19 protein-coding genes, 1 tRNA gene and 2 pseudogenes are annotated in these 18,248 nt (G+C 61.6%); 16 read left to right on the forward strand and 6 right to left on the reverse strand.

Features of this window, described 5'->3' with window-relative positions; genetic code table 11:
- Positions 1-57: 57 nt before the first annotated feature.
- On the reverse strand, positions 58-1,047 hold the full coding sequence (locus ILFOPFJJ_RS08110; RefSeq protein ID WP_173510002.1) for a zinc-dependent alcohol dehydrogenase family protein: 990 nt from the start codon (positions 1,045-1,047) through the stop codon (positions 58-60).
- Positions 1,048-1,152: 105 nt separating this feature from the next.
- On the opposite strand from ILFOPFJJ_RS08110, the gene ILFOPFJJ_RS08115 reads away from it, so the two are divergent.
- Entirely contained in the window at positions 1,153-2,067 is a 915-nt protein-coding gene (locus tag ILFOPFJJ_RS08115) for a LysR family transcriptional regulator (protein WP_173510003.1), read from the forward strand.
- Between the two features lie 91 nt (positions 2,068-2,158).
- Here the strand turns inward: ILFOPFJJ_RS08115 and ILFOPFJJ_RS08120 are convergent, their stop codons facing one another.
- Positions 2,159-2,986, reverse strand: coding sequence for a nickel-binding protein (locus ILFOPFJJ_RS08120; protein WP_173510004.1), 828 nt, complete (start codon positions 2,984-2,986; stop codon positions 2,159-2,161).
- Positions 2,987-3,172: 186 nt separating this feature from the next.
- Here ILFOPFJJ_RS08120 and ILFOPFJJ_RS08125 point away from each other — a divergent pair, with 186 nt between their 5' ends.
- From ILFOPFJJ_RS08125 to ILFOPFJJ_RS08140, 4 genes are all read left to right on the forward strand, one after another.
- Positions 3,173-4,699, forward strand: coding sequence for an FAD-dependent monooxygenase (locus ILFOPFJJ_RS08125; protein WP_173510005.1), 1,527 nt, complete (start codon positions 3,173-3,175; stop codon positions 4,697-4,699).
- Positions 4,700-4,892: 193 nt separating this feature from the next.
- Positions 4,893-5,567 carry a class I SAM-dependent methyltransferase gene (locus tag ILFOPFJJ_RS08130; protein ID WP_173510006.1) on the forward strand — a complete coding sequence of 225 codons (675 nt, stop codon included), beginning with the start codon at positions 4,893-4,895 and terminating at the stop codon, positions 5,565-5,567.
- 376 nt (positions 5,568-5,943) lie between these two features.
- Positions 5,944-6,861 (forward strand): PhzF family protein, encoded by a 918-nt coding sequence (locus tag ILFOPFJJ_RS08135; RefSeq protein ID WP_173510007.1) that lies wholly within the window; start codon positions 5,944-5,946, stop codon positions 6,859-6,861.
- A 78-nt stretch (positions 6,862-6,939) separates the two neighbouring features.
- Positions 6,940-7,743, forward strand: coding sequence for an endonuclease/exonuclease/phosphatase family protein (locus ILFOPFJJ_RS08140; RefSeq protein ID WP_173510193.1), 804 nt, complete (start codon positions 6,940-6,942; stop codon positions 7,741-7,743).
- 364 nt (positions 7,744-8,107) lie between these two features.
- On the opposite strand, the gene ILFOPFJJ_RS08145 is transcribed toward ILFOPFJJ_RS08140, so the two are convergent.
- Complete coding sequence (locus tag ILFOPFJJ_RS08145; RefSeq protein ID WP_173510008.1) at positions 8,108-8,512, reverse strand: OsmC family protein; 405 nt, start codon at positions 8,510-8,512, stop codon at positions 8,108-8,110.
- Positions 8,513-8,762: 250 nt separating this feature from the next.
- Between ILFOPFJJ_RS08145 and ILFOPFJJ_RS08150 the strand changes: the two genes are divergently transcribed.
- From ILFOPFJJ_RS08150 to ILFOPFJJ_RS08170, 5 genes are all read left to right on the forward strand, one after another.
- Positions 8,763-8,838: transfer RNA gene (locus ILFOPFJJ_RS08150), tRNA-Lys, on the forward strand.
- A 316-nt stretch (positions 8,839-9,154) separates the two neighbouring features.
- Positions 9,155-9,511 carry a hypothetical protein gene (locus ILFOPFJJ_RS08155; protein ID WP_173510009.1) on the forward strand — a complete coding sequence of 119 codons (357 nt, stop codon included), beginning with the start codon at positions 9,155-9,157 and terminating at the stop codon, positions 9,509-9,511.
- A 256-nt stretch (positions 9,512-9,767) separates the two neighbouring features.
- Complete coding sequence (locus ILFOPFJJ_RS08160) at positions 9,768-10,892, forward strand: GSCFA domain-containing protein (RefSeq protein WP_173510010.1); 1,125 nt, start codon at positions 9,768-9,770, stop codon at positions 10,890-10,892.
- A 519-nt stretch (positions 10,893-11,411) separates the two neighbouring features.
- Positions 11,412-12,182, forward strand: a complete 771-nt coding sequence (locus ILFOPFJJ_RS08165; RefSeq protein ID WP_173510011.1) for a Stf0 family sulfotransferase — start codon at positions 11,412-11,414, stop codon at positions 12,180-12,182.
- A 228-nt stretch (positions 12,183-12,410) separates the two neighbouring features.
- The gene (locus ILFOPFJJ_RS08170; RefSeq protein WP_173510194.1) at positions 12,411-13,388 is read left to right on the forward strand and encodes a glycosyltransferase family 2 protein; all 978 of its coding nucleotides are present in this window, start codon (positions 12,411-12,413) and stop codon (positions 13,386-13,388) included.
- A gap of 237 nt (positions 13,389-13,625) precedes the next feature.
- On the opposite strand, the pseudogene ILFOPFJJ_RS08175 reads toward ILFOPFJJ_RS08170, so the two are convergent.
- Positions 13,626-13,709, reverse strand: a pseudogene (locus ILFOPFJJ_RS08175) (DUF2280 domain-containing protein); the annotation flags it as partial.
- A gap of 264 nt (positions 13,710-13,973) precedes the next feature.
- A pseudogene (locus tag ILFOPFJJ_RS08180) lies at positions 13,974-14,587 on the reverse strand (putative metallopeptidase).
- Between the two features lie 119 nt (positions 14,588-14,706).
- Between ILFOPFJJ_RS08180 and ILFOPFJJ_RS08185 the strand changes: the two are divergent.
- From ILFOPFJJ_RS08185 to ILFOPFJJ_RS08210, 6 genes are all read left to right on the forward strand, one after another.
- The gene (locus tag ILFOPFJJ_RS08185) at positions 14,707-14,988 is read left to right on the forward strand and encodes a CRISPR-associated endonuclease Cas2 (RefSeq protein WP_173510012.1); all 282 of its coding nucleotides are present in this window, start codon (positions 14,707-14,709) and stop codon (positions 14,986-14,988) included.
- A 64-nt stretch (positions 14,989-15,052) separates the two neighbouring features.
- Complete coding sequence (locus tag ILFOPFJJ_RS08190; protein WP_173510013.1) at positions 15,053-15,406, forward strand: hypothetical protein; 354 nt, start codon at positions 15,053-15,055, stop codon at positions 15,404-15,406.
- Between the two features lie 112 nt (positions 15,407-15,518).
- Positions 15,519-15,707, forward strand: coding sequence for a hypothetical protein (locus tag ILFOPFJJ_RS08195; RefSeq protein ID WP_173510014.1), 189 nt, complete (start codon positions 15,519-15,521; stop codon positions 15,705-15,707).
- 58 nt (positions 15,708-15,765) lie between these two features.
- Positions 15,766-16,053 (forward strand): hypothetical protein, encoded by a 288-nt coding sequence (locus ILFOPFJJ_RS08200; protein WP_246299495.1) that lies wholly within the window; start codon positions 15,766-15,768, stop codon positions 16,051-16,053.
- 193 nt (positions 16,054-16,246) lie between these two features.
- Positions 16,247-16,552 (forward strand): hypothetical protein, encoded by a 306-nt coding sequence (locus ILFOPFJJ_RS08205; protein ID WP_173510015.1) that lies wholly within the window; start codon positions 16,247-16,249, stop codon positions 16,550-16,552.
- 601 nt (positions 16,553-17,153) lie between these two features.
- Positions 17,154-17,339 carry a hypothetical protein gene (locus tag ILFOPFJJ_RS08210; protein WP_136507703.1) on the forward strand — a complete coding sequence of 62 codons (186 nt, stop codon included), beginning with the start codon at positions 17,154-17,156 and terminating at the stop codon, positions 17,337-17,339.
- A gap of 219 nt (positions 17,340-17,558) precedes the next feature.
- Here ILFOPFJJ_RS08210 and ILFOPFJJ_RS08215 read toward each other — a convergent pair whose 3' ends face one another.
- Positions 17,559-17,813, reverse strand: a complete 255-nt coding sequence (locus ILFOPFJJ_RS08215; protein ID WP_173510016.1) for a hypothetical protein — start codon at positions 17,811-17,813, stop codon at positions 17,559-17,561.
- Between the last annotated feature and the right edge of the window lie 435 nt (positions 17,814-18,248).

Consider the following 18,248-nt stretch of genomic DNA (forward strand, 5'->3'; position numbering starts at 1 on the left):
TCCCGCGTGACAGGCGTCGAGTGCGGTCCGTATTGCACGGAGCAATCCCTCCCACGATCAAACCGTGACGACGATCTTGCCGAACTGTTCGTTTGACTCCAGGAAGCGGTGCGCCTCGACGATCTCGTCGAAGGGAAAGGTCCTGGCGATCACCGGCCGGAGCGAACCGGACGTCAGCCCTTCGAGGATGAAGCTCTTGGCGGCCGCGAGCCGCGCCGGGTCGCCGATGATCTCGTGCACGAGGTAACCGCGCAGCGTCAGGCGCTTGCTCAACACGCTGAACAACGGGAAGGGGGTCGGCTCGGGGCTCAAGCCGCCATATTCGATGAGAATGCCGCCCTGTGAGATCGCCGCCGTCAGAGGCTCGAAGGAGGGGCCGCCGACCGCGTCGAGCACCACGCGCACGCCCGCCGGACCGGCGATCTCCTTCAGCCGGGCTTCCAGATCCTCCTCGGCGGCAGCGATGACATGGGCGGCGCCGAATTCGGTGAGCGCCCGCTTCTTGGCGGACGTCCGCGTGACGGCGATCGTGGTTGCGCCGACGACGTTGGCAATCTCGATCGCGGCGAGCCCGACGCTGCTCGATGCGGCGGTAATGACGACGAAGTCTTCGCTGCGCAGCCCGGCAATATCGATCAACGCGCCATAGGCGGTGAGATATTGCATCCAGACGGCGGCCGCCGCCTCGAAGCCAAGCGACGGCGGGTGCTTGACGACGAGCCTTGCCGGAAAGCTGGCGAGTTCGCCATAGGCGGGCCAGCGAACCATCGACGGCGGCGGCACGATGCTGACGGCATCCCCCGGCGCGAAGCCGTCGACCCCTTCACCGAGCGCTTCGACGATGCCTGCCGCCTCAAGGCCAAGGCCGGAGGGCAGCACCGGCGTCTCGATATAGGTGCCCGAGCGCAGCAGCGCCTCGGCCCTGTTGAGCCCGAGCGCCTTGACCCGGATTTGAACCTCACCCGGACCAGGCCCCTGCACATCGACGTTTTCGATGCGCAGAACCTCGGGACCACCAAGCTCATGAAAGCGAACGACGCGGACCATCGACGTAACTCCAAAACAATTGAACTGAATAAGGGCTATGCCAGTCGCCTATGAGCGGGATAAATGGCTGTCGAGGCAGAACAGTAGAAACCAGGAGTTCTCAATATGGATCGCCTTGCGAGCATGGCCGTCTTCGTCAAAGCCGTTGACCTCGGCTCGTTCGCGGCTGCTGCGACCGCGCTCGACCTGTCCGGACCGATGGTCGGCAAGCATGTACGGTTCCTGGAAGAGCGGCTCGGCGTGCGCCTCCTGAACCGCACGACGCGGCGCCAGAGCCTGACGGATTTCGGCCGGGCCTATTACGAGCGTTGCCGCGTGGTCCTTGCCGAAGCCGAGGCCGCGGATGCGCTCGCCGCCGATCAGCTTTCCGAGCCGCGCGGACGGCTCAGGGTCACCATGCCTGCGCTGTTCGGCCGGCGCTGTGTGGTCCCGATCCTGCTGGAGCTTGCCCGGCGACATCCGGCGCTCGAATTCGACCTTTCGTTCAGCGATCACTTCGCCGACCTCGCAGGCGACGGCTACGATCTCGCGATCCGCAGCCTTTCTGCCGGTACCGGCAATCTGGATGACAGGGCCGGGACGATCGTGCGTCGCATAGCGCGCCATCACATGGTCGTTTGCGGCTCGCCGTCCTATCTCGCGAAGCACGGCGCGCCACGGCAGATCGAGGACCTCGGCGGGCACCACGGGATCATCTACAGCCGGTCGGGCCGGGTTCGCCCATGGCTGTTTCCGCGCAGCGATCACGCCCCGGCGGAGGTGACGCCGATCAACCGCCTGCGCCTCGACGACCTCGATGCAATCGCCGACGCTGCAGTCGCCGGGATGGGGCTCGCCTGGCTCCCGGGCTGGCTCGTTCGCGAGCGCCTCCAGGCTGGCGCACTCGTGCCGCTGCTCGCCGATCAGCCGGGACTTCACTACGACAACTACGCGCTCTGGCTGCAGACACCACATCTGCCGCTGAAGGTGCGATATGCGGTGGACGCGCTGGCGGCTGCGTTGCCGAGATTCATGACGTAAAGGGGCGGGGCTTTACGGTAGACGAGCGCGGCCGTTGTTTCATTTCATCGGGGAAGCGTGCTCGGCTGTGATCATGATGGGCGACCCGAACTCATCGTAGTGCAGACTTTGCCGGGGCGCATTGGAATGCTGCAACGGGTCGGGAAAACCCTTTGAGCCGCCGGCGCTTCGTCGCGGTAAAGGCGTCCGGGCTGCCGTGCTCGCGATAGACATTCTCCGAGACGAGGGTCTGATCCGCGGCGGCAGCCGAACACAGGCGGGCCGCGAGTTGTACGGTGGTGCCGAAGAGATCATTGCTGTCCTCGACAGGCTCTCCGCAGTCGAGGCCGATGCGGACGTGGATCGGTTCGGCGTTTCCGCTGTTGTAGCGCCGGAAATCGCGATGGATCGCCGTGGCGCAATCAACGGCGTGCTTCGTCGAAGCGAAGGATGCCATGATCCCGTCGCCGGTGTGCTTCACCTCGCGTCCGCCAAACTCGTTCAGGCACCTGCGCACGATCGAATCGTGTGCCCTGACCAGTTCGGTGGCCATGCGGTCGCCGAGGCGCGCCGTCATTTCCGTGGAACCGACTATGTCGGTGAACATGATGGCGCGATGCCCGCAGTCCTTATCGTCCTGCGGATGGCCGGCGGGCGGCTCTGGGTCCTGGATGCGACCGAGAAAAGCCTCGACCGCCGAAAGCGCGACCTCGACGATCTCGCCGGCAACATGGCCATGTGCCTCGCGATGCACGCATTGCGCGGTTTCCTTGTCCGGGGCGTCGATGAGGCAGAAAGTGGTGCCGCGCTGCTGGTCGAACCAGTAGGTGAGGAACTTTACGCCGTATTGATCCTGGATTTCGAGATCCTTGCGATGCGCCTCGGCGACATCGGCCGCCGAGTATCCCTTGAGGTCATGCCGGTCCATGAAAATGGCCACTATCGCCCCCCGCTGTTACCTCATCTCGCGCTTTGCAGTCTATGTGTGATCCGATTGTTGAGCAATCGCTAAAGTCCCGATGTCGCTCGGTCACCGCGAGGCTCGTTGCTTGCGGCTGTATAGATCCATGAAGTAGTTCAAAGTGGCCACTGTTCGGGGGCGGTCCACGGAGGCAAGGCAGGTTCTATGAAGACTTCCGCGACGCAGGTGCTGATCGTCGGGGCAGGGCCGACGGGGCTGGTGCTGGCGCTGTGGCTGAAGCGGCTCGGCGTCGATCTCCGGATCATCGACAAGGCGTCCGGGCCGGGCGAGACCTCGCGCGCGATCGCGGTGCAGGCGCGCACGCTCGAATTCTATCGGCAATTGGGCATCGTCGACGATGTGCTCGCCGCCGGCATTCGTGTCGAGCGGCTTGCCGTGCGCACGCCGTCAGGCATCGCGGCGACGCTGAAGCTCGGCGATTTCGGCGCGGGGCTCAGCCGCTACCCCTTCGCCTTCGCGCTGCCGCAAGACATTCACGAGCGCATTCTGGTCCGGCATCTCGAAAAGGCGGGCGTTGCGGTCGAGCGGCGCGCCGAACTCATGAGCTTCGAGCAGGATGCGGCGGGCGTGACGGCGACGGTGGTGAAGGACGGCGCCGGCGAGGTCATCCGGGCTGCCTATCTATGCGGGGCGGACGGCGCGAGCAGTACGGTGCGCCACGGCCTGAAGCTCGGCTTTCCGGGCGGCACCTACGAGCAGTCCTTCTATGTCGCCGATGTCGAGGTGGAGGGTACGATCGCCCGCGACGGCCTGAATGTGTGCCTTGATACGCACGGCTTCGCGATCGTGCTGCCGGTGCGCCAGTCGGGTTCGGTGCGGCTGATCGGCATCGTGCCGGCAGAGAATGCGGCGGAGGAGAGGATCACTTTCGAGACGAGCCGTGCCGAGGTCGAGCGGATTACCGGTGTCACCGTCAAGGCGGTCAACTGGTTCTCGACCTATCGCCTGCACCATCGGGTCGCGGAGCGTTTTCGCGTGGGCCGGGTGTTTATCGCCGGCGACGCCGGCCATATCCACAGCCCCGCCGGCGGCCAGGGCATGAATACCGGGATCGGCGACGCGGTGAACCTCGGCTGGAAGCTCGCCGCCGTTGTCGGCGGTCGCGCGGACGCGCGGCTCATCGACAGCTACGAGCCGGAGCGGATCGCCTTCGCCCGGCGGCTGGTCGCAAGCACTGACCGGGCGTTCCGGGTGTTGACCAGCCGCTCGGTGCTCGCGGGCCTCTGGCGCCGTTATCTCATGCCCCGGATGATCGCCCTGCTGGTCGCGACGCCCGCGGGCGCGCGGTTTGCGTTCCGGACCGTGTCGCAGATCGGCATCACCTACCGCGACCGCGGCGGGGCGGGCCAATTGCGCGGCGGCGATCGGCTGCCCTACGTCGACGCGTTGTCGGGCGACAACTTCGCGCCGCTTTCGTCGCTCGACTGGCAGGTTCACGTCTATGGCGCGGCCAGCCCAGCCTTCCGCGCGGCGCTGACCAAAACGGGAATACCGGTCCACGCCTTCCCCTTCACGCCGGCCGCCGCCGAGGCGGGCTTCGGCCGCGACGCCGTTTATCTCGTGCGCCCGGACGGCCACGTGGCGATGGCCACGGCGACACAGGATCCGGCGCCGTTCCTCCGCTATATCGAGGCGTTCGCCATCTCGCCCGGTGTGCGTCCGTGCCCGTGAATGACTTTGCGGGCTGATCCAGAAGTACATCAGCGCGCCACGCATCCGATCAGACACCGTGCCGCCAAACGTCGAATGCCGCGTCATTGCCCTCAAATTGGCTCCGATTTAGGGAATCATGGATCGGCAGCGGGATGCTTGCGTTCGCGGAGGACGACGATTTAGTCGGCATCTTCCGGGCGGAGGAGGGCACATGAGGCGTGAAAGCCGTCGGGCCCATTGGGAGAAGGTTTATCGCGGCAAGGGCGAGGACGAGGTTAGCTGGTTCGAGGAAAATCCGGCGCCGTCGCTGGAGCTGATCGCCGTCCTCGGCGCGACGTCCGAGACCTCTATCATCGACATCGGCGGCGGGGCCTCGCGCCTTGTGGACCATCTTTGCGACAGGGGATTTCGGGCCATCACCGTCCTGGACCTGTCGGAGGGCGCGCTCGCGGCGGCGAGAAGCCGGCTTGGCGAGCGCGCCGCACGCGTCCGCTGGATCGTCGCGGACGTCACGACGTGGCGGCCGACGGCGGCCTACGAGATCTGGCACGACCGGGCGGCGTCCCATTTCCTCACGGAGAAACATGACCGGGCCGCCTATGTCGCGCACTTGAGCGAAGGCCTGAGAGCCGGCGGCCACGCCATCATTGCGACCTTTGGCCCGGACGGGCCGGATCGCTGCAGCGGCCTGCCGGTGATGCGCTACAGCCCGGAGAGCCTGGCCGAAACGCTCGGCAGCGCCTTCAAGCTTGTCAGCTCGCGCAGGCATGAGCACACGACCCCATGGGGATCGAGGCAATCCTTCCAGTTCAGCGTGTTCCGGCACGTGACCGAAGAGCCGTGGCGCAGAAGGGAGGCGGCTGCTCATCGATATCCCGGCAGATGATTTCCCAACAAGGATCGACGGCAGAGAAGTCGTCGTCCTTTCAATCGGTTGTGTCAGGTTTCTTATGCCTGACCGATTGGCTGACGTAAGGTCAGGCCGATCCTTTTCGCGACAGGAACGGGGCGGCCGCGTTCATGTTCAATGCTTTTTGCCTTGCCGCCCGCGCCACGGCATTGCAAGGTCTTCGGTGGAGTGTGCCGCAATGCCTGCGGATGGATGCTCCGGGGCGTGCGGCACGACGCTGGAACGCGCGTGATTCCTTCACAAGACCGGTCGGTTCTTCAAGGACAGACGCCGCTACAGCATTTGAATTTCCGCATGGCTTCCTCAAATCGGGACCGATCCAGGGAAACGTGCAGTACCGGTGGGGGCATTGATGACACGGCGATATGCGATCTACGACGTTTTCACGCGGAAGCGTCTGGAGGGCAATCCCCTTGCCGTGGTGTTCGACGGCGATGGCTTGAGCGACGGGGCCATGCAGGCGATCGCCCAGGAATTCAATCTTTCGGAAACGGTGTTCCTGCAGCAGCCGGGAAGTGCCGCCCATTCGGCGCGGCTGAGAATCTTCACGCCGGCGCACGAGCTGCCCTTCGCCGGGCATCCGACCGTCGGCGCGGCGGTGGCGCTGGCGGAGGCCGCGCATGGCGACTCCGGCAAGGCGCTCGACCTCATGCAGGTGCTGGAGGAGCGGGTGGGTCCGGTGCGCTCTGCCGTGCGGCTGAAGCCGGGCGAGGCGGCATTCGCGGAGTTCGACCTGCCGCGCAAGCCGAGCCGGCTCGAGGCGCGCTTCGACAAGCACGAGATCGCCGATGCGCTCAGCCTGAAGGCGACGCAGATCGGTTTCGAGAATCATGTGATCTCATTCTGGAGCGCGGGCGTGCCCTTCGTCATGGTGCCGCTGCATGATGTCGGCGCGGTGGCGGCGGTGGAATTCGACGCGCAACGCTGGGAGCAGCTTGCGCCGCTCGCCGAAGGACGGCTCGCCGCCGCCTATCTCTACTGTCGCGGCGGCATCAACCACATGGCGCGCTTCCACGCCCGCATGTTCAAGCCGGAGATGGGCGCGGTCGAGGATCCGGCGACCGGCTCGGCCGCCGCCGCCCTTTCGGGCGCCATCCACCTTTTCGACGAACTCGTCGACGGGCACCACCCGATCCTGATCGAGCAGGGCGTGGAGATGGGTCGCCCGTCCTTCATCCACCTGCATCTCGACATCGCCGGCGGCAAGATCGCGACCGCCCGCATCGGCGGCCATGCGGTGAAGGTCGCGAGCGGCGAACTGGCGATCTAGTCTTTGAAGCTACGCAATTCCGAACGGAAGACCGCTACACAGGCGCATGTACGGGGTGCGCGGAGGGAAGCCATGGCACTGCGCATAATTTCGCTGAACGCATGGGGCGGCCGCGTGCATGCGCCGCTGATCAAATATCTTGCCGACAGCGATGCGGATGTTCTCTGCCTGCAGGAGGTGACGCGCACGACCGGCTCGACGGCCGACTGGCTGGTCTATCGCGACCGCGGGCTCGAACTGCCGCAGCGCGCCAACCTCTTCGATGAGATCGCCGCCGTTCTTCCCGGGCACGATGCGTTCTATTGCCCGACGGCGCGGGGCGAGCTCTTCGATGGCGCAGAGCGGGTCCTCTCCGAGTTCGGGCTCGCGACCTTCGTGCGCAAGTCGCTCGCTGTCATCGGCCAGGCGCTCGACTTCGTCCACGGCGGCTTTTCGGCCGACGGCTGGGGCGCGCATCCGCGTGCGCGAAACGCCCATTGCCTTCGGCTGATGAGCTACGGGGACGGCTTCGCCATCACCATCGCCCATATGCATGGTCTGCGCGACATTGCCGGCAAGGGGGACACGCCGGCGCGCCGGGCCCAGGCGGAGGCGCTGGTCGGCCTGGTGGAGCGGGTGAGGCGCGACAACGAACGGCTGGTCGTCTGCGGCGACTTCAACGTCCTGCCGGGAAGCGAGACTTTCGAGGTGCTGGGGAAGCTCGGGCTTACCGATCTCGTGACGTCACGCGGCTTCACGGATACGCGCACCTCCTATTATGAAAAGGAAAACCGCTTCGCCGATTACCTGCTGGTGACGCCGCAGGTGAAGGTCAACCGTTTCGACGTGGTCGAAGAGCCGGAAGTCTCCGACCACCGGGCACTGTTCGTCGAGGTTGGTTAGGCGAGCGGCGGGCGACAGCGCCGTGCGTCTTTCCGGGCGCGCACGGTACAAGACAGCAACACTGCGCCTCGTTGGTAGCGGTACGGGAAAGTTTTGCTTCGTTCCTCATTCCTGTGCTTGTCACGGGAATCCAGCAGCGCCGCGTCTGCGGCGCGGGAGACACCTCGAGGGCGCGAATGATCGCGGGTAACCCACGGGACGCCGGACCACGTCTCGTCCGTCTCGAATACTGGAGGCCACTTCATTCACGGCGCGGACGCGCCGTGGCTGGATTCCTGTGACAAGCACAGGAATGAGGTGGGTGGGGTGGCCGCGCGCGCAAAAGTTGATGCAACACTTTGAAGTGCTGCATGGTTTTCAATCCTTAAGCCGACCGGATCTCCACCGGAACGCCCTTTTTGAGCGTGTTGGCAACCATGCAGATAGCCTTGGCGCGATCGATGATCGCCTGCGGATCGGACCCGTCGAGCGTTTCGCAGCTGACCGACATGGCCGCGGCCGTTGTCAGCAGCGGCTCGCCTTCGAGCTCGACCGTAACGCTGACGGCGATCTTGCCGAGGGCGGAGCCCATCTGGTGCGCGGCATAACGCAGATCGTTGCAGAAGCAGCCGCCAAGCGCCAGCGCCAGCAGCTGCGCGCCGTTGAAGCCGAGCCCGCGTCCGCCCGCCTTGCCCTCCGGCCGGTCGATGACGACCGTATGGCTCCCGGCCCAGCCGATCGCCGCCTCCGTGCCTTCGACATTTCGCAGTTCAACCGTCATGGACGCCATCGTCTTTCCTCCTGTCGAGAGGTGGAGTTTAGAGCGGGACGGAGCCAAGCGTGAGCGGTTTTGCGCAATCTCGGCGCCGCTCAACGAGGGAAAAGAGGCAGACGGCATCGTCCACGCCACCCGCATCACCGGCTTCCCCGCCATGCGATGAGCCTTTGAAAAATTTCCCGAAAATTTTGCAAAGGGTGCTGGACAAGCCGGACGAAGGCCATTATACGCCCCTCCAGACCGCAGCGACGCGGTTCTGGACGGGTGATTAGCTCAGTTGGTAGAGCAGCTGACTCTTAATCAGCGGGTCCACGGTTCGAGCCCGTGATCACCCACCATTTTCCCTTCATCACGCCAAAGTTATCGTTTCGTCTGCGAAACAATGACAGTTTCTGCTGCTATTCAGCGGCTCTCGCTCCCGGCGGGCTCTGATCGCCGTGCAGGTGCGTCGTTCCCGCAGCGTTTGGTTGCGCGTCTGGGTGGCGGTCTGAATTGAACGGACTGAAGCAAATCCAGCAGAAGCGTGTAACGGTTTTCCCTCCGGAATTGCGTCATTTCAAAGAGTTAGATCATCTCACTGTTCAGTGAAAACGATGAAATGATCTGGTCGCCATTCGCCGCTGTGCTATCCTCGGTCGTGAGGTAGGGCACAAGATGAATATCCTACGTGGCCTCTTTCGACTGTGGTTGATCGTTTCTGCGCTTTGGGTACTGACATTGGTCGTCTACGTGGAAGTCGAAGGACGGCGGCGAGGCGTGACCGATGGAAGCTCCATCTTCGTCAAGGGCTGGGCAGTGATCGCCGACGGCTGGAAAGCCGAGAAGGAGGTGGCGTCCATAAGGGAAAGGGCCGCTGCATCTGGAAGCGGGAGCATTGTCGTGCCCGATGAGATCGAAAGCCGACTTCAAACCGGCAGGCAGCTACAGAAAACGGCTTGGCTTTTCGGCGGGATGCTGCTGGGCCCGCCACTTATCCTGCTTGTGCTTGGGGCTTGGGTTATCCGTGGTTAGAGTATAGTGAAGCGCCCAACTCGGCCCGCCATTTCCATTTATGCCATCGGGCAGGGCGCAATTCCGCTCGTTGCCGCTCCACAGCGCCGCGCGTCTTATCGGACGCGCAAAGGGCGCTGTAGCACTTTGAATTGCTGCATGTTTTCATCCTTAAATCGGCAACGACTTAAGGGAACATGCAGTAGCGCGACGGCTGTTGCCTCACAAAGGCCACTTCACTAAGGTCCACGCGCGGCCATGTGGCAAGGGGGCAATCATGTCGATCAAGGCGATAGACCATTCCGGTTTCCAGGAGACGGTCTCCGTCGTCCCGGCGGGAGAGGCGCCCAAAAAAATGGGGTCTTCCTTTTTCCGGGGCAGTGCCAGTAACTTCAATCCGTACGGCTCCGATCACGTGAAAGACGACTTTGCGTCGCGATTCCTGTTGAAGGGCTGGACCCCGGATAAGCCGTTCATCTCTCCCACGACGAACGTTACCGCCTTCGGCTCGTGCTTTGCCGAGAACATCAGCAAGCATCTTGCGAAGCTGGGGTTCGATGTATCCAAGAACCGAGATCGCGACATCTACATCTCGTCGATGGGCGAGGGGCTGGTCAATGTCCATTCGATCGTCCAGCAGTTCCGCTGGGCGCTCGAAGGCGTGGCACCGCCGACAAACCTCTGGCACGGCTACAAGGCCGAAGAGTTCGACCTGACGGAAGAGATCCGGACGCGCACCCGGGACGTGTTCCTGAAGACGGACGTCTTCATCCTGACGTTCGGCCTGTCGGAAATCTGGTACGACGAGCTGACCGGCGGCGTTTTCTGGCGTGCCGTTCCGATGAAGCACTACGATCCGAGCCGGCATAAGTTCCGGGTTTGCAGCTTCGGCGAAACGAAGGCCTGCATTCAGGAGATCATCGATCTTATCGGCAAACACGTGCCTCGGGCGAAGATCGTCGTCACCGTCTCGCCGATCCCGCTCGTCGCAACATTCCGGCCAGTCGCCTGCCTGACGGCCAACTCGGCATCCAAGGCGATCATTCGGGCCGCCGTAGACGAGACGATTCGCGATCGCGCCGATGAATGGGCGGGCCGCCTCTATTATTTCCCCGCCTACGAGATCGTGAACGAGACGTTTCCGAACCGTTTCGTGGAGGACGGCAGACACCTGCAGAACATGATCGTGCCCGCGGTCATGAACCTGTTTCAGGCGACCTATTGCGACACCGACCTGACGATCGACCAGGCCGAGAAGACGCTGAGGGCCGCCCGGCTGCAATCGGCGAGGACCCTGGACGGCCATGCCCTTTTCTCGAGAGCCAGGCTTGCCTCGAATTTCTCCGCCGCCGTCAGGCGCCTTGTCGGCAAGGGGGCGGCGTCGAAAGCGAAGTCTCGCTAGCGCAATTCCAGGAAAACTGTGTAACGGTCTTCCGTCCGGAGTTGCGTCATTTCAAAGCGTTAGATCATTCCGCTGTGTCATTGAATCAATGAAATGATCTACAACGCCGCGCGTCCAGTCGGACGCGCAAAGACGCCGTAGCAGCTGAATTGCTGCATGTTTCTATCCTGCCGCCACAAACGCGAAAGCGCGCTCGTTTGGGCCGAGCGCGCTCGAGGCGAACGATCTACGGAGGGGTGCCGGCACCCGCGATCGAACAGCTTGAATATAGCACTGAATCGAGAGAGGAACAACGCGGCGCCTGGCGCTCCCGCTCGCGGCTGCGGTGCACCGATTCGGCCGTTAGGCCGCCGATCGAACAATCGTTCCTGGCTCGAAGCAGGACCGCGCGGTGTTGCACGTTTGCGCGGGGCAGCCATTGCGCGCCCGCTTTTTCCGGAAAATCGGGCTCGTGCGGCGAAAAATTGCCCAGATTGATCCTTAGCGGCGCATTTAGCGAAACCTAATATTGGGAACCTGATGCGCGGATATCTGATCCTCTCCGAAGCAAGAAGCGGCTCCAGCTGGCTAAGTACTCTCCTTGGCCATTCCGGCGGCATGGGATTGCCGGCCGAGTGGCTGGCTCCGAAGGCCCATCGTCTTGATACCACGGCGCTGTCCTTCGACGCCTTCTTCGGGGAAATCATCGGCAAGTGCTCGACCCCGAACGGGGCGTTCGGCATGAAGATCTTTCCGAACCAGCTTTTCGTGACGCAGGAGCGCTACGGCCGGGATTTCATCCGCCATTGCCTTTGCGAACACGAAACGGCGCTCGTCTTCCTTCGCCGGAAAGACACTCTGAGGCAGGCGATTTCCTTTGCCCGGGCAAGGCAGACGCGCGCCTTTGCCGCTCATCGAGGAGCGAAGGCCGAGCCGCACTACGATTTCGAACAGATCGCCCGTTGCTTCTTCTACATCCGCGAAAGCTACAATTTCTGGCAGAGCTATCTGGAGCTCCTCGGCGCGCCGTTCGCCGAATTTGTCTATGAGGATCTGGCCGGCGACCCGAGCCCCTTCATCACGCATATCGCCGAACACCTGCACGTTGCCCCGCCCGAGAAGGCCGAGACCCGGATGGTCATTCAGCGCGACGGCCTCACCGAGGAGTGGATCGCCCGCTTCAACGAGGATTGCCGGTCTGGAGACCTGCTCAGGGCCTATGACCGTCGCGAGCACATTCCCGGCAAGATGCGCAATTTCGCGAAACTGGCGACCGGGAAGCTCGAGCCGCGATATCCGTTCGCGTTTTAGCGGCGGCCTTCGAGTGCGCCGCCGGTCCTCGCCGCACGGGAACTGCGGATTTGCGCCGCCGCGGGCTGCCGAGTTGAATTCCGGTGATGATCCCGATAAACGCAGCTATCGCAGCGGCACCTGGAGCGGATTTTGAAGGATCTTCACTACCCCTTTCGTCTTTCGGAAGTTGAGAAAGGGCGGGTCGAACTTGCGAACGGGCGGGGTCAGCGAAGCGTTCTCGACCGGATCGTGACCCGGTACGAATCCTTCAAGCTGGCGGCGCGCGAGCGCAAGAGAAAGCGCGTGATCGAAATGTCGTGCCTGAACGAGGGCGGTGCGCGGCCGCTCGGGCGCGACGACATTCCGGTGGTCTTCAACACGCATAACGACCTGAAGCTGATGCCGTCCTTTCTCGCCCACTACAGAAGGCTCGGCGTTTCGCGCTTCATCTGCATCGACGACGTTTCGTCCGACGGTACGCGCGAATATCTCAGGTCGCAGCCAGACGTGGACGTCTGGAGTTCGCCGTTGCGCTACCGGGACGCCCGGCGCGGGCGCGAATGGCGCCAGACGCTGTTCGAGCGCTACGGCAAGGATCGGTGGTATCTCAACGTCGATTCGGACGAATTCCTGATCTACGACGATTGCGAACGCCAGCCGCTTCGCAACCTCATCCGGGCGCTCGAAGCGCGCGGCGAAAAGCGCCTTGCGGCCCCCATGCTTGACATGTACCCGGTCGGCCCGCTCGGTTCGGCGACACTCGACGGCACGGATGCGCGGATGCCCTGGGAAATCGCTGACCACTTCGACGGCGCCGGCTACGAAATCACCTATACGAAGCGGGCGATCAGCATCACCGGCGGACCGCGCAAGCGGAAGTTCGCGCACGTGCTGGAACTCATGAAATATCCTGTGATCTTGTGGGACGAGGATTGTAGCCTGGGGGTCAGCATTCACCAGCCGCTTCCCTGCGAGCGCAATTTTCCGGCAATCTCCGGCGTGCTGCTGCACTTCAAGTTCTTCTCCGACTACAGGGAGAAGATCGAGCATGCGGTGACGGACGGACAGTATTTCGACGGTGCCGCCGCCTATCGCACGATGCTGGACGATTTGCAGAAATCCGGCGAGTTTGACTTCCAGAGCCCGGACTCCGTGCGGTTCTCCGGCTCGAAGCAATTGCGCGAACTGGGCTTCATCGCGCCTGTCGCGTTCACGTCGGACTAAAACAGGTGTGCAACGCTGCGTGAAGAGCAGCCGGAGCGGGCGCATCTCCATCTGCGCCGGCGATAAAGTTTGAGCCTTCTCGCGCCGCCGACGCGGCGCGGCTGGATTCCTGTGACAGGCACAGGAATGAGGTGCGCATAGGTAAGCGCCCGTGGCCCCGGAACCGCCGCGAGAGCTTTTGCCCTGCCCGTTAGTGGGATCGTATGCGTCTACCGCCTGAGGGCTGATGACGACGTCGAACTCGGCCTTGGCCGCTTTCGCGACGACCGCCGGGCTATCGAAACAAGCGAGCGCCTGCGCGACGTAGGTTTTTGACCTCATCGGAATATTTCGGATTGGCCATCTCTCTATAAAGGCTCCATCAAGGTATGCTCTTTGCGGTCGCGTGCAATGATGATGGAGGCACAAGTGGAGGACCGTGAAATAGAGCGACGTGCAAAGAAGCTCTGGGAACTAGAGAACCCAGGACGGCCATGGCAGCCTATCGCGCACCGGATTGAAACGGGACAAGACCTCTCGACGGGAGCAACCGAGGAGGATCGAGAACGTTACCGGCGGCGCGTTCGCGACGGCGAGTGATCGGGACTAGGCGACCCTAAGTTGGCAGGTGCCGCACGGATGTGCGATCTGCACTCTTGCGATCTCGGGTTTCTGGTTGGCTGCATCGACCATGGCACGGACGCCGGCTGCATCTGCCCCGTAGCGACGAACGACGCCGACGAACTCTTCCACATCATGTCCGCGGATGGTGAAGATCGGCCGTCCGGTCGACTTACTGAACTTTGGAGCGCCGAATGCATCCGTCTCTTGGGCGGCGTGGTAGAGCTCGTGCTCGACTAACACCATGAACTCGGCGTCTCCGCACTCCCTGCAATATTCGGCATCCAAGGTGATGATGGGACGAAGCCGAACCACTGCTTGATCTGCATCTCTGCCCGGGCGCGGGCCCATTTGCCCATTGTTCCCTGCGGAGATCCTGTCTCACACTGGCCGATGATCCGTCTGCCCTTCCTGCTGTTCTCGACGACGGTCCAGAGGAAACCGATTTCCGCGTGCGCCAGGTGAGCATGCTCCGGATTGTGGAGCGGAGACGAAGGATCGATGAAGGTTGCCTCTATCCATTCTGGCATGTCTGCGGCTGGGACGAAGGTCGGTGAGTTGATGTCCTCGAACAACGAGGATGGCGGCTGGGGTCTCATTGTCCGGATATCCCCAAGCACCTGTGAGTTGCGGGTGTAACTGTCTCCCGATGCCGTCTTGAGGTTGCGTATCGCCCACGTTAATCGTTTCCTGCTTATGCAACCAGAAAGGAACGATGATGACTTCATACGTGGTTACTTACGACCTGAACGGCGACGAGGGTTCTTCGGCGTACAAGCCCCTGATTAACGAGATCAAACGTCTCGGTGGGCACAAGTATCAGTTCTCAGCCTGGCTCATCAACGGGAGCAATACGGCCGAGGAGCTGCATGACCATCTGAAAAAGCTGATGGACAAGGACGATGCGCTCTGGGTTAGTGAGATGGTCAAGAACCGGTATTACTCTGGTGCAAAGGCCGGAACGAACAATTGGATAAAAGAGAATCCGGCTTCGCGCTGAAGAAGATTAATTGCAGTGGCGGGATTTGAACCTGCGCTGTCGGCTGTAAACGAAAGTCTGCTCAATGCGCTACAAAGTGACCGCCTACTCCGACGCTCCGGTCGAACATCTCAATCTGCCGTTTGACCCAGCTGGTTACGGTGACTTCTCGGTATTGTTCGACGACACACAACTCAAAGTTCGTTTCGAGTACCGCGTTGATGGAGTGGATCGGCTGGGCGAAATTCAATTCGACTTCTGCGTCGAGTACCGTGTTAGCGGCGTGCTGAGCACACACGCGGAGATGGGCTACGATTGCATCTACATAGCCGGCGATGTCGAGTACGAGGAATGGCAGCTGAAACAGTATGTCTTTATGTTGAGCGGCAGCGACTTTCAGTTCAACGTCACAGCAAAGAGTTGCACGTTTTCCGGTTGAATGCGGCTGCATCCGCTTATGAGGCTGGCGAGCTACCGGGCCGCTCTGCCCGACATTTGGCTACAACCTGCTATACTTCGTTGGAATGCTTTCCCTCGAAGGGACAAAAACCATGTGGCTGAAACTGCACGACAACAATGGCCCGATCTTCGTCAACATGGACACTGTTACGCACTTCCAGCGGGTTGAAGGGCAGCGGCGCACCACTCTCGTCACTTTCGCGCCTAACAACGCTGCTTGTATGACGCTCCAGGTTCAGGAGTCCCCTGACGAGATCATGGAAATGCTTTGGGAAGAGTGACGCAGTTCTCGACGCGGTATGACTTCTTATTCGCACCACCTTTAAAGGTTCCCCGTTCATGGCCATGCTGATTGATATCGAGAAAGCTCGCGCCGAAATTCGCGAAGTGTTGCTTCACGCCTGGGACCCCATCGGCATATCTGACCTTCCGGAGGCAAGGGACGAATATGACGCCTACGCCGACGACGTTCTCAGCATGCTGGCCGACGAGGACACAACGGCAGAAGAAATTGCCGACTATCTCCTCAAAATAGCCACAGAGCACATGGGGCTCAGCGAACACCACGTGGTTGAGCTATGCGGAAGAGCAGCAAAAGCAGTTGTCTCGCTCAAGGCCAGTTTCTAAGCCATTATCTCGAAGCTGGTTGCAGGTCCGGGAATCGAACCCGGTCTCTCGTGGTTATGAGCCACGCAGCTTACCGTCTCCAATGAAGATCGTCTCTGATATGATCTGATAACCTTTAGCGTGCCTTGCCTTTGCCCAGAGGCTGGGCGAACTTCCCATCTCGGGCATTCTTCAGGACTGGCATTCGAGACCTATGAGCAAAACAGTTTTAGACAATTTGACCGGCATGTACTTCACCCTCGACGCTCCCGATGGAAGCTATGGGACAGGCCAGGTAATTCGCCTGGCTGCCGAGGGCGTCTATTTCGTCCGGTTCGACGGCAACGAGGTGACCTTACCCTTGGAACTCGTGACCGTTGGCGAGATGCTGGAAACGACTGAGGAGGAGTACAAGCTCTGGCGGTTCTTCGACACGATCGAAGAAAGGGATAAGTGGATCGAATGGCTAGACGCGCCGTCTAAGCCACGGGTCGTCTCGCTTGTGAGACCGACCAAGTAAGCGAGGCGAAGATCAGCAGCCAATCGAGGTCGATCGACCCTACCGCGTAGACGGCGGTCAAGGGTGGTCGCGCTTGCCCAGTCGGGATCTTCGGCATTTTCCGGCAGCGCTACCAGGGCTTATTGACCGAGCGGCCCCCAGCCTGCTTCTTTGGCCAAATGGAAAAACCCTATCCCGTCGACTGGAAATCTACCCAAGTTCACCCGGTGCTGATCGCACTCGGTAAAGAATTAAATGGCAGACGCCTGCATCCGACGCTCATTCGTGCATTCGAGAGCCAATCGGACACGTCTACCAAATCACCATCGCGGGACCGCGTTTCAGCGGAACGTGGAACCTCTTTTCAGGCGAGCTGGAAGATCTGGTTAATTCGATAATCCCAGCGTAAGTTTGCGCGGGAATCCGCCCGGTGCTTCGTATGAGCCACGCGGCTTACCAGTTGCCTTGCCTGCGGAAATGTTTACCGGATTCATCCTCCTCTCCGGCGGGAGGCAAAGGTCGCCACTACCAATGGCGCTGGATCTTAATTCTTGCCTTTGGCCCACAAGACGCGCGAATTTGCCTCGCCGTAGCACCTGAAATCGCAACTGGGGGATGAAAGATGGCCTACATTGACCAGATCATCATGTTTTGCGCCGGTCTCTGGATGACCGCTGCGGGCTTTGGTTACGTTCAGACGAACACTCAGGTTCCTTGGCTCGCTCAACTCACAAGGCACTTTCGATGGATGGGGCCGCTGCTGATCGTTATCGCCATTGTCCTGGTGTTTGCCTCACCCGCCGCATAGACGGCGATCATCTGGTGGTCAGCTGCGCGCTCGCGTTTTACCTAGCTCGGTCAACGCGAAATACGCGAGAGATTCGATAAAGCCAATTGCCCCTGCAAAAAGCGCAACGACACCACCGAACCACTCTGCGATCACTATTGCTACGAATCCGCAGACAGCGGTGGTGGCGATAATTTTGAATGCGAGTTTCGGGTCACCAGTTGGCAGCATGCCAACAACTTAGCAACCATTGCGCTCGTTGCAGGCTCCCGGCTGGGCCACGCGGCTTACCAACCTGAGGATGCGTCGGCTTTGCGGCAGGCGATCGTCGGCGGCCGCCATGCGCCGATAGCCGGTGCGACGCGGATTCCGTACCAACGTGATCTCTTCATGCTTTTCCCGACTTCGTAATGCGATGGCCTGCAAGCGCTCTGGATTGGTGGTGTTGGCAGTATTTTCCGGCAGCCTTGGCAGCACAGAAAAGGTATGGGCCACCGTGGTTAAGGGGCCACTTGCATTCGCCGGGCAGCAAATCCTCTAGATGCTTGGCAACTGGCAAACGCTTCACATCGTAATCTGAAGCCGGGATTGGTACTCCCTCGTGCGGGCTGTAAGGCTTGCGCGTTTCGACCTTCCTCGGATCCGGTACGGCCTTTTGGGGCCCGGTACTCCTAGATCGTTGTTTCTCCGGGAAAAACGCGCGATTTCGAAATGCGATCCCAACGATCACGTTTCGGCTGACACCCAAGCGCGAACCGCGACCGTGAACACCCCCGGCCATTACTTGGCTCCGCTATGACAACACGCTCCGTCATCCCTGCGCCTGCCACACGGATCCAGCCACGGTGCGCCCGCGCCGTGAATGACTTGACGCGGTATACCCAACTCGCGAGGAGGATGCGGTTTGCCACGTCGATCCACTGTGCGGCA

This window comes from Sinorhizobium psoraleae (genome assembly GCF_013283645.1).
GTDB classification, from domain to species: Bacteria; Pseudomonadota; Alphaproteobacteria; order Rhizobiales; family Rhizobiaceae; genus Sinorhizobium; species Sinorhizobium psoraleae.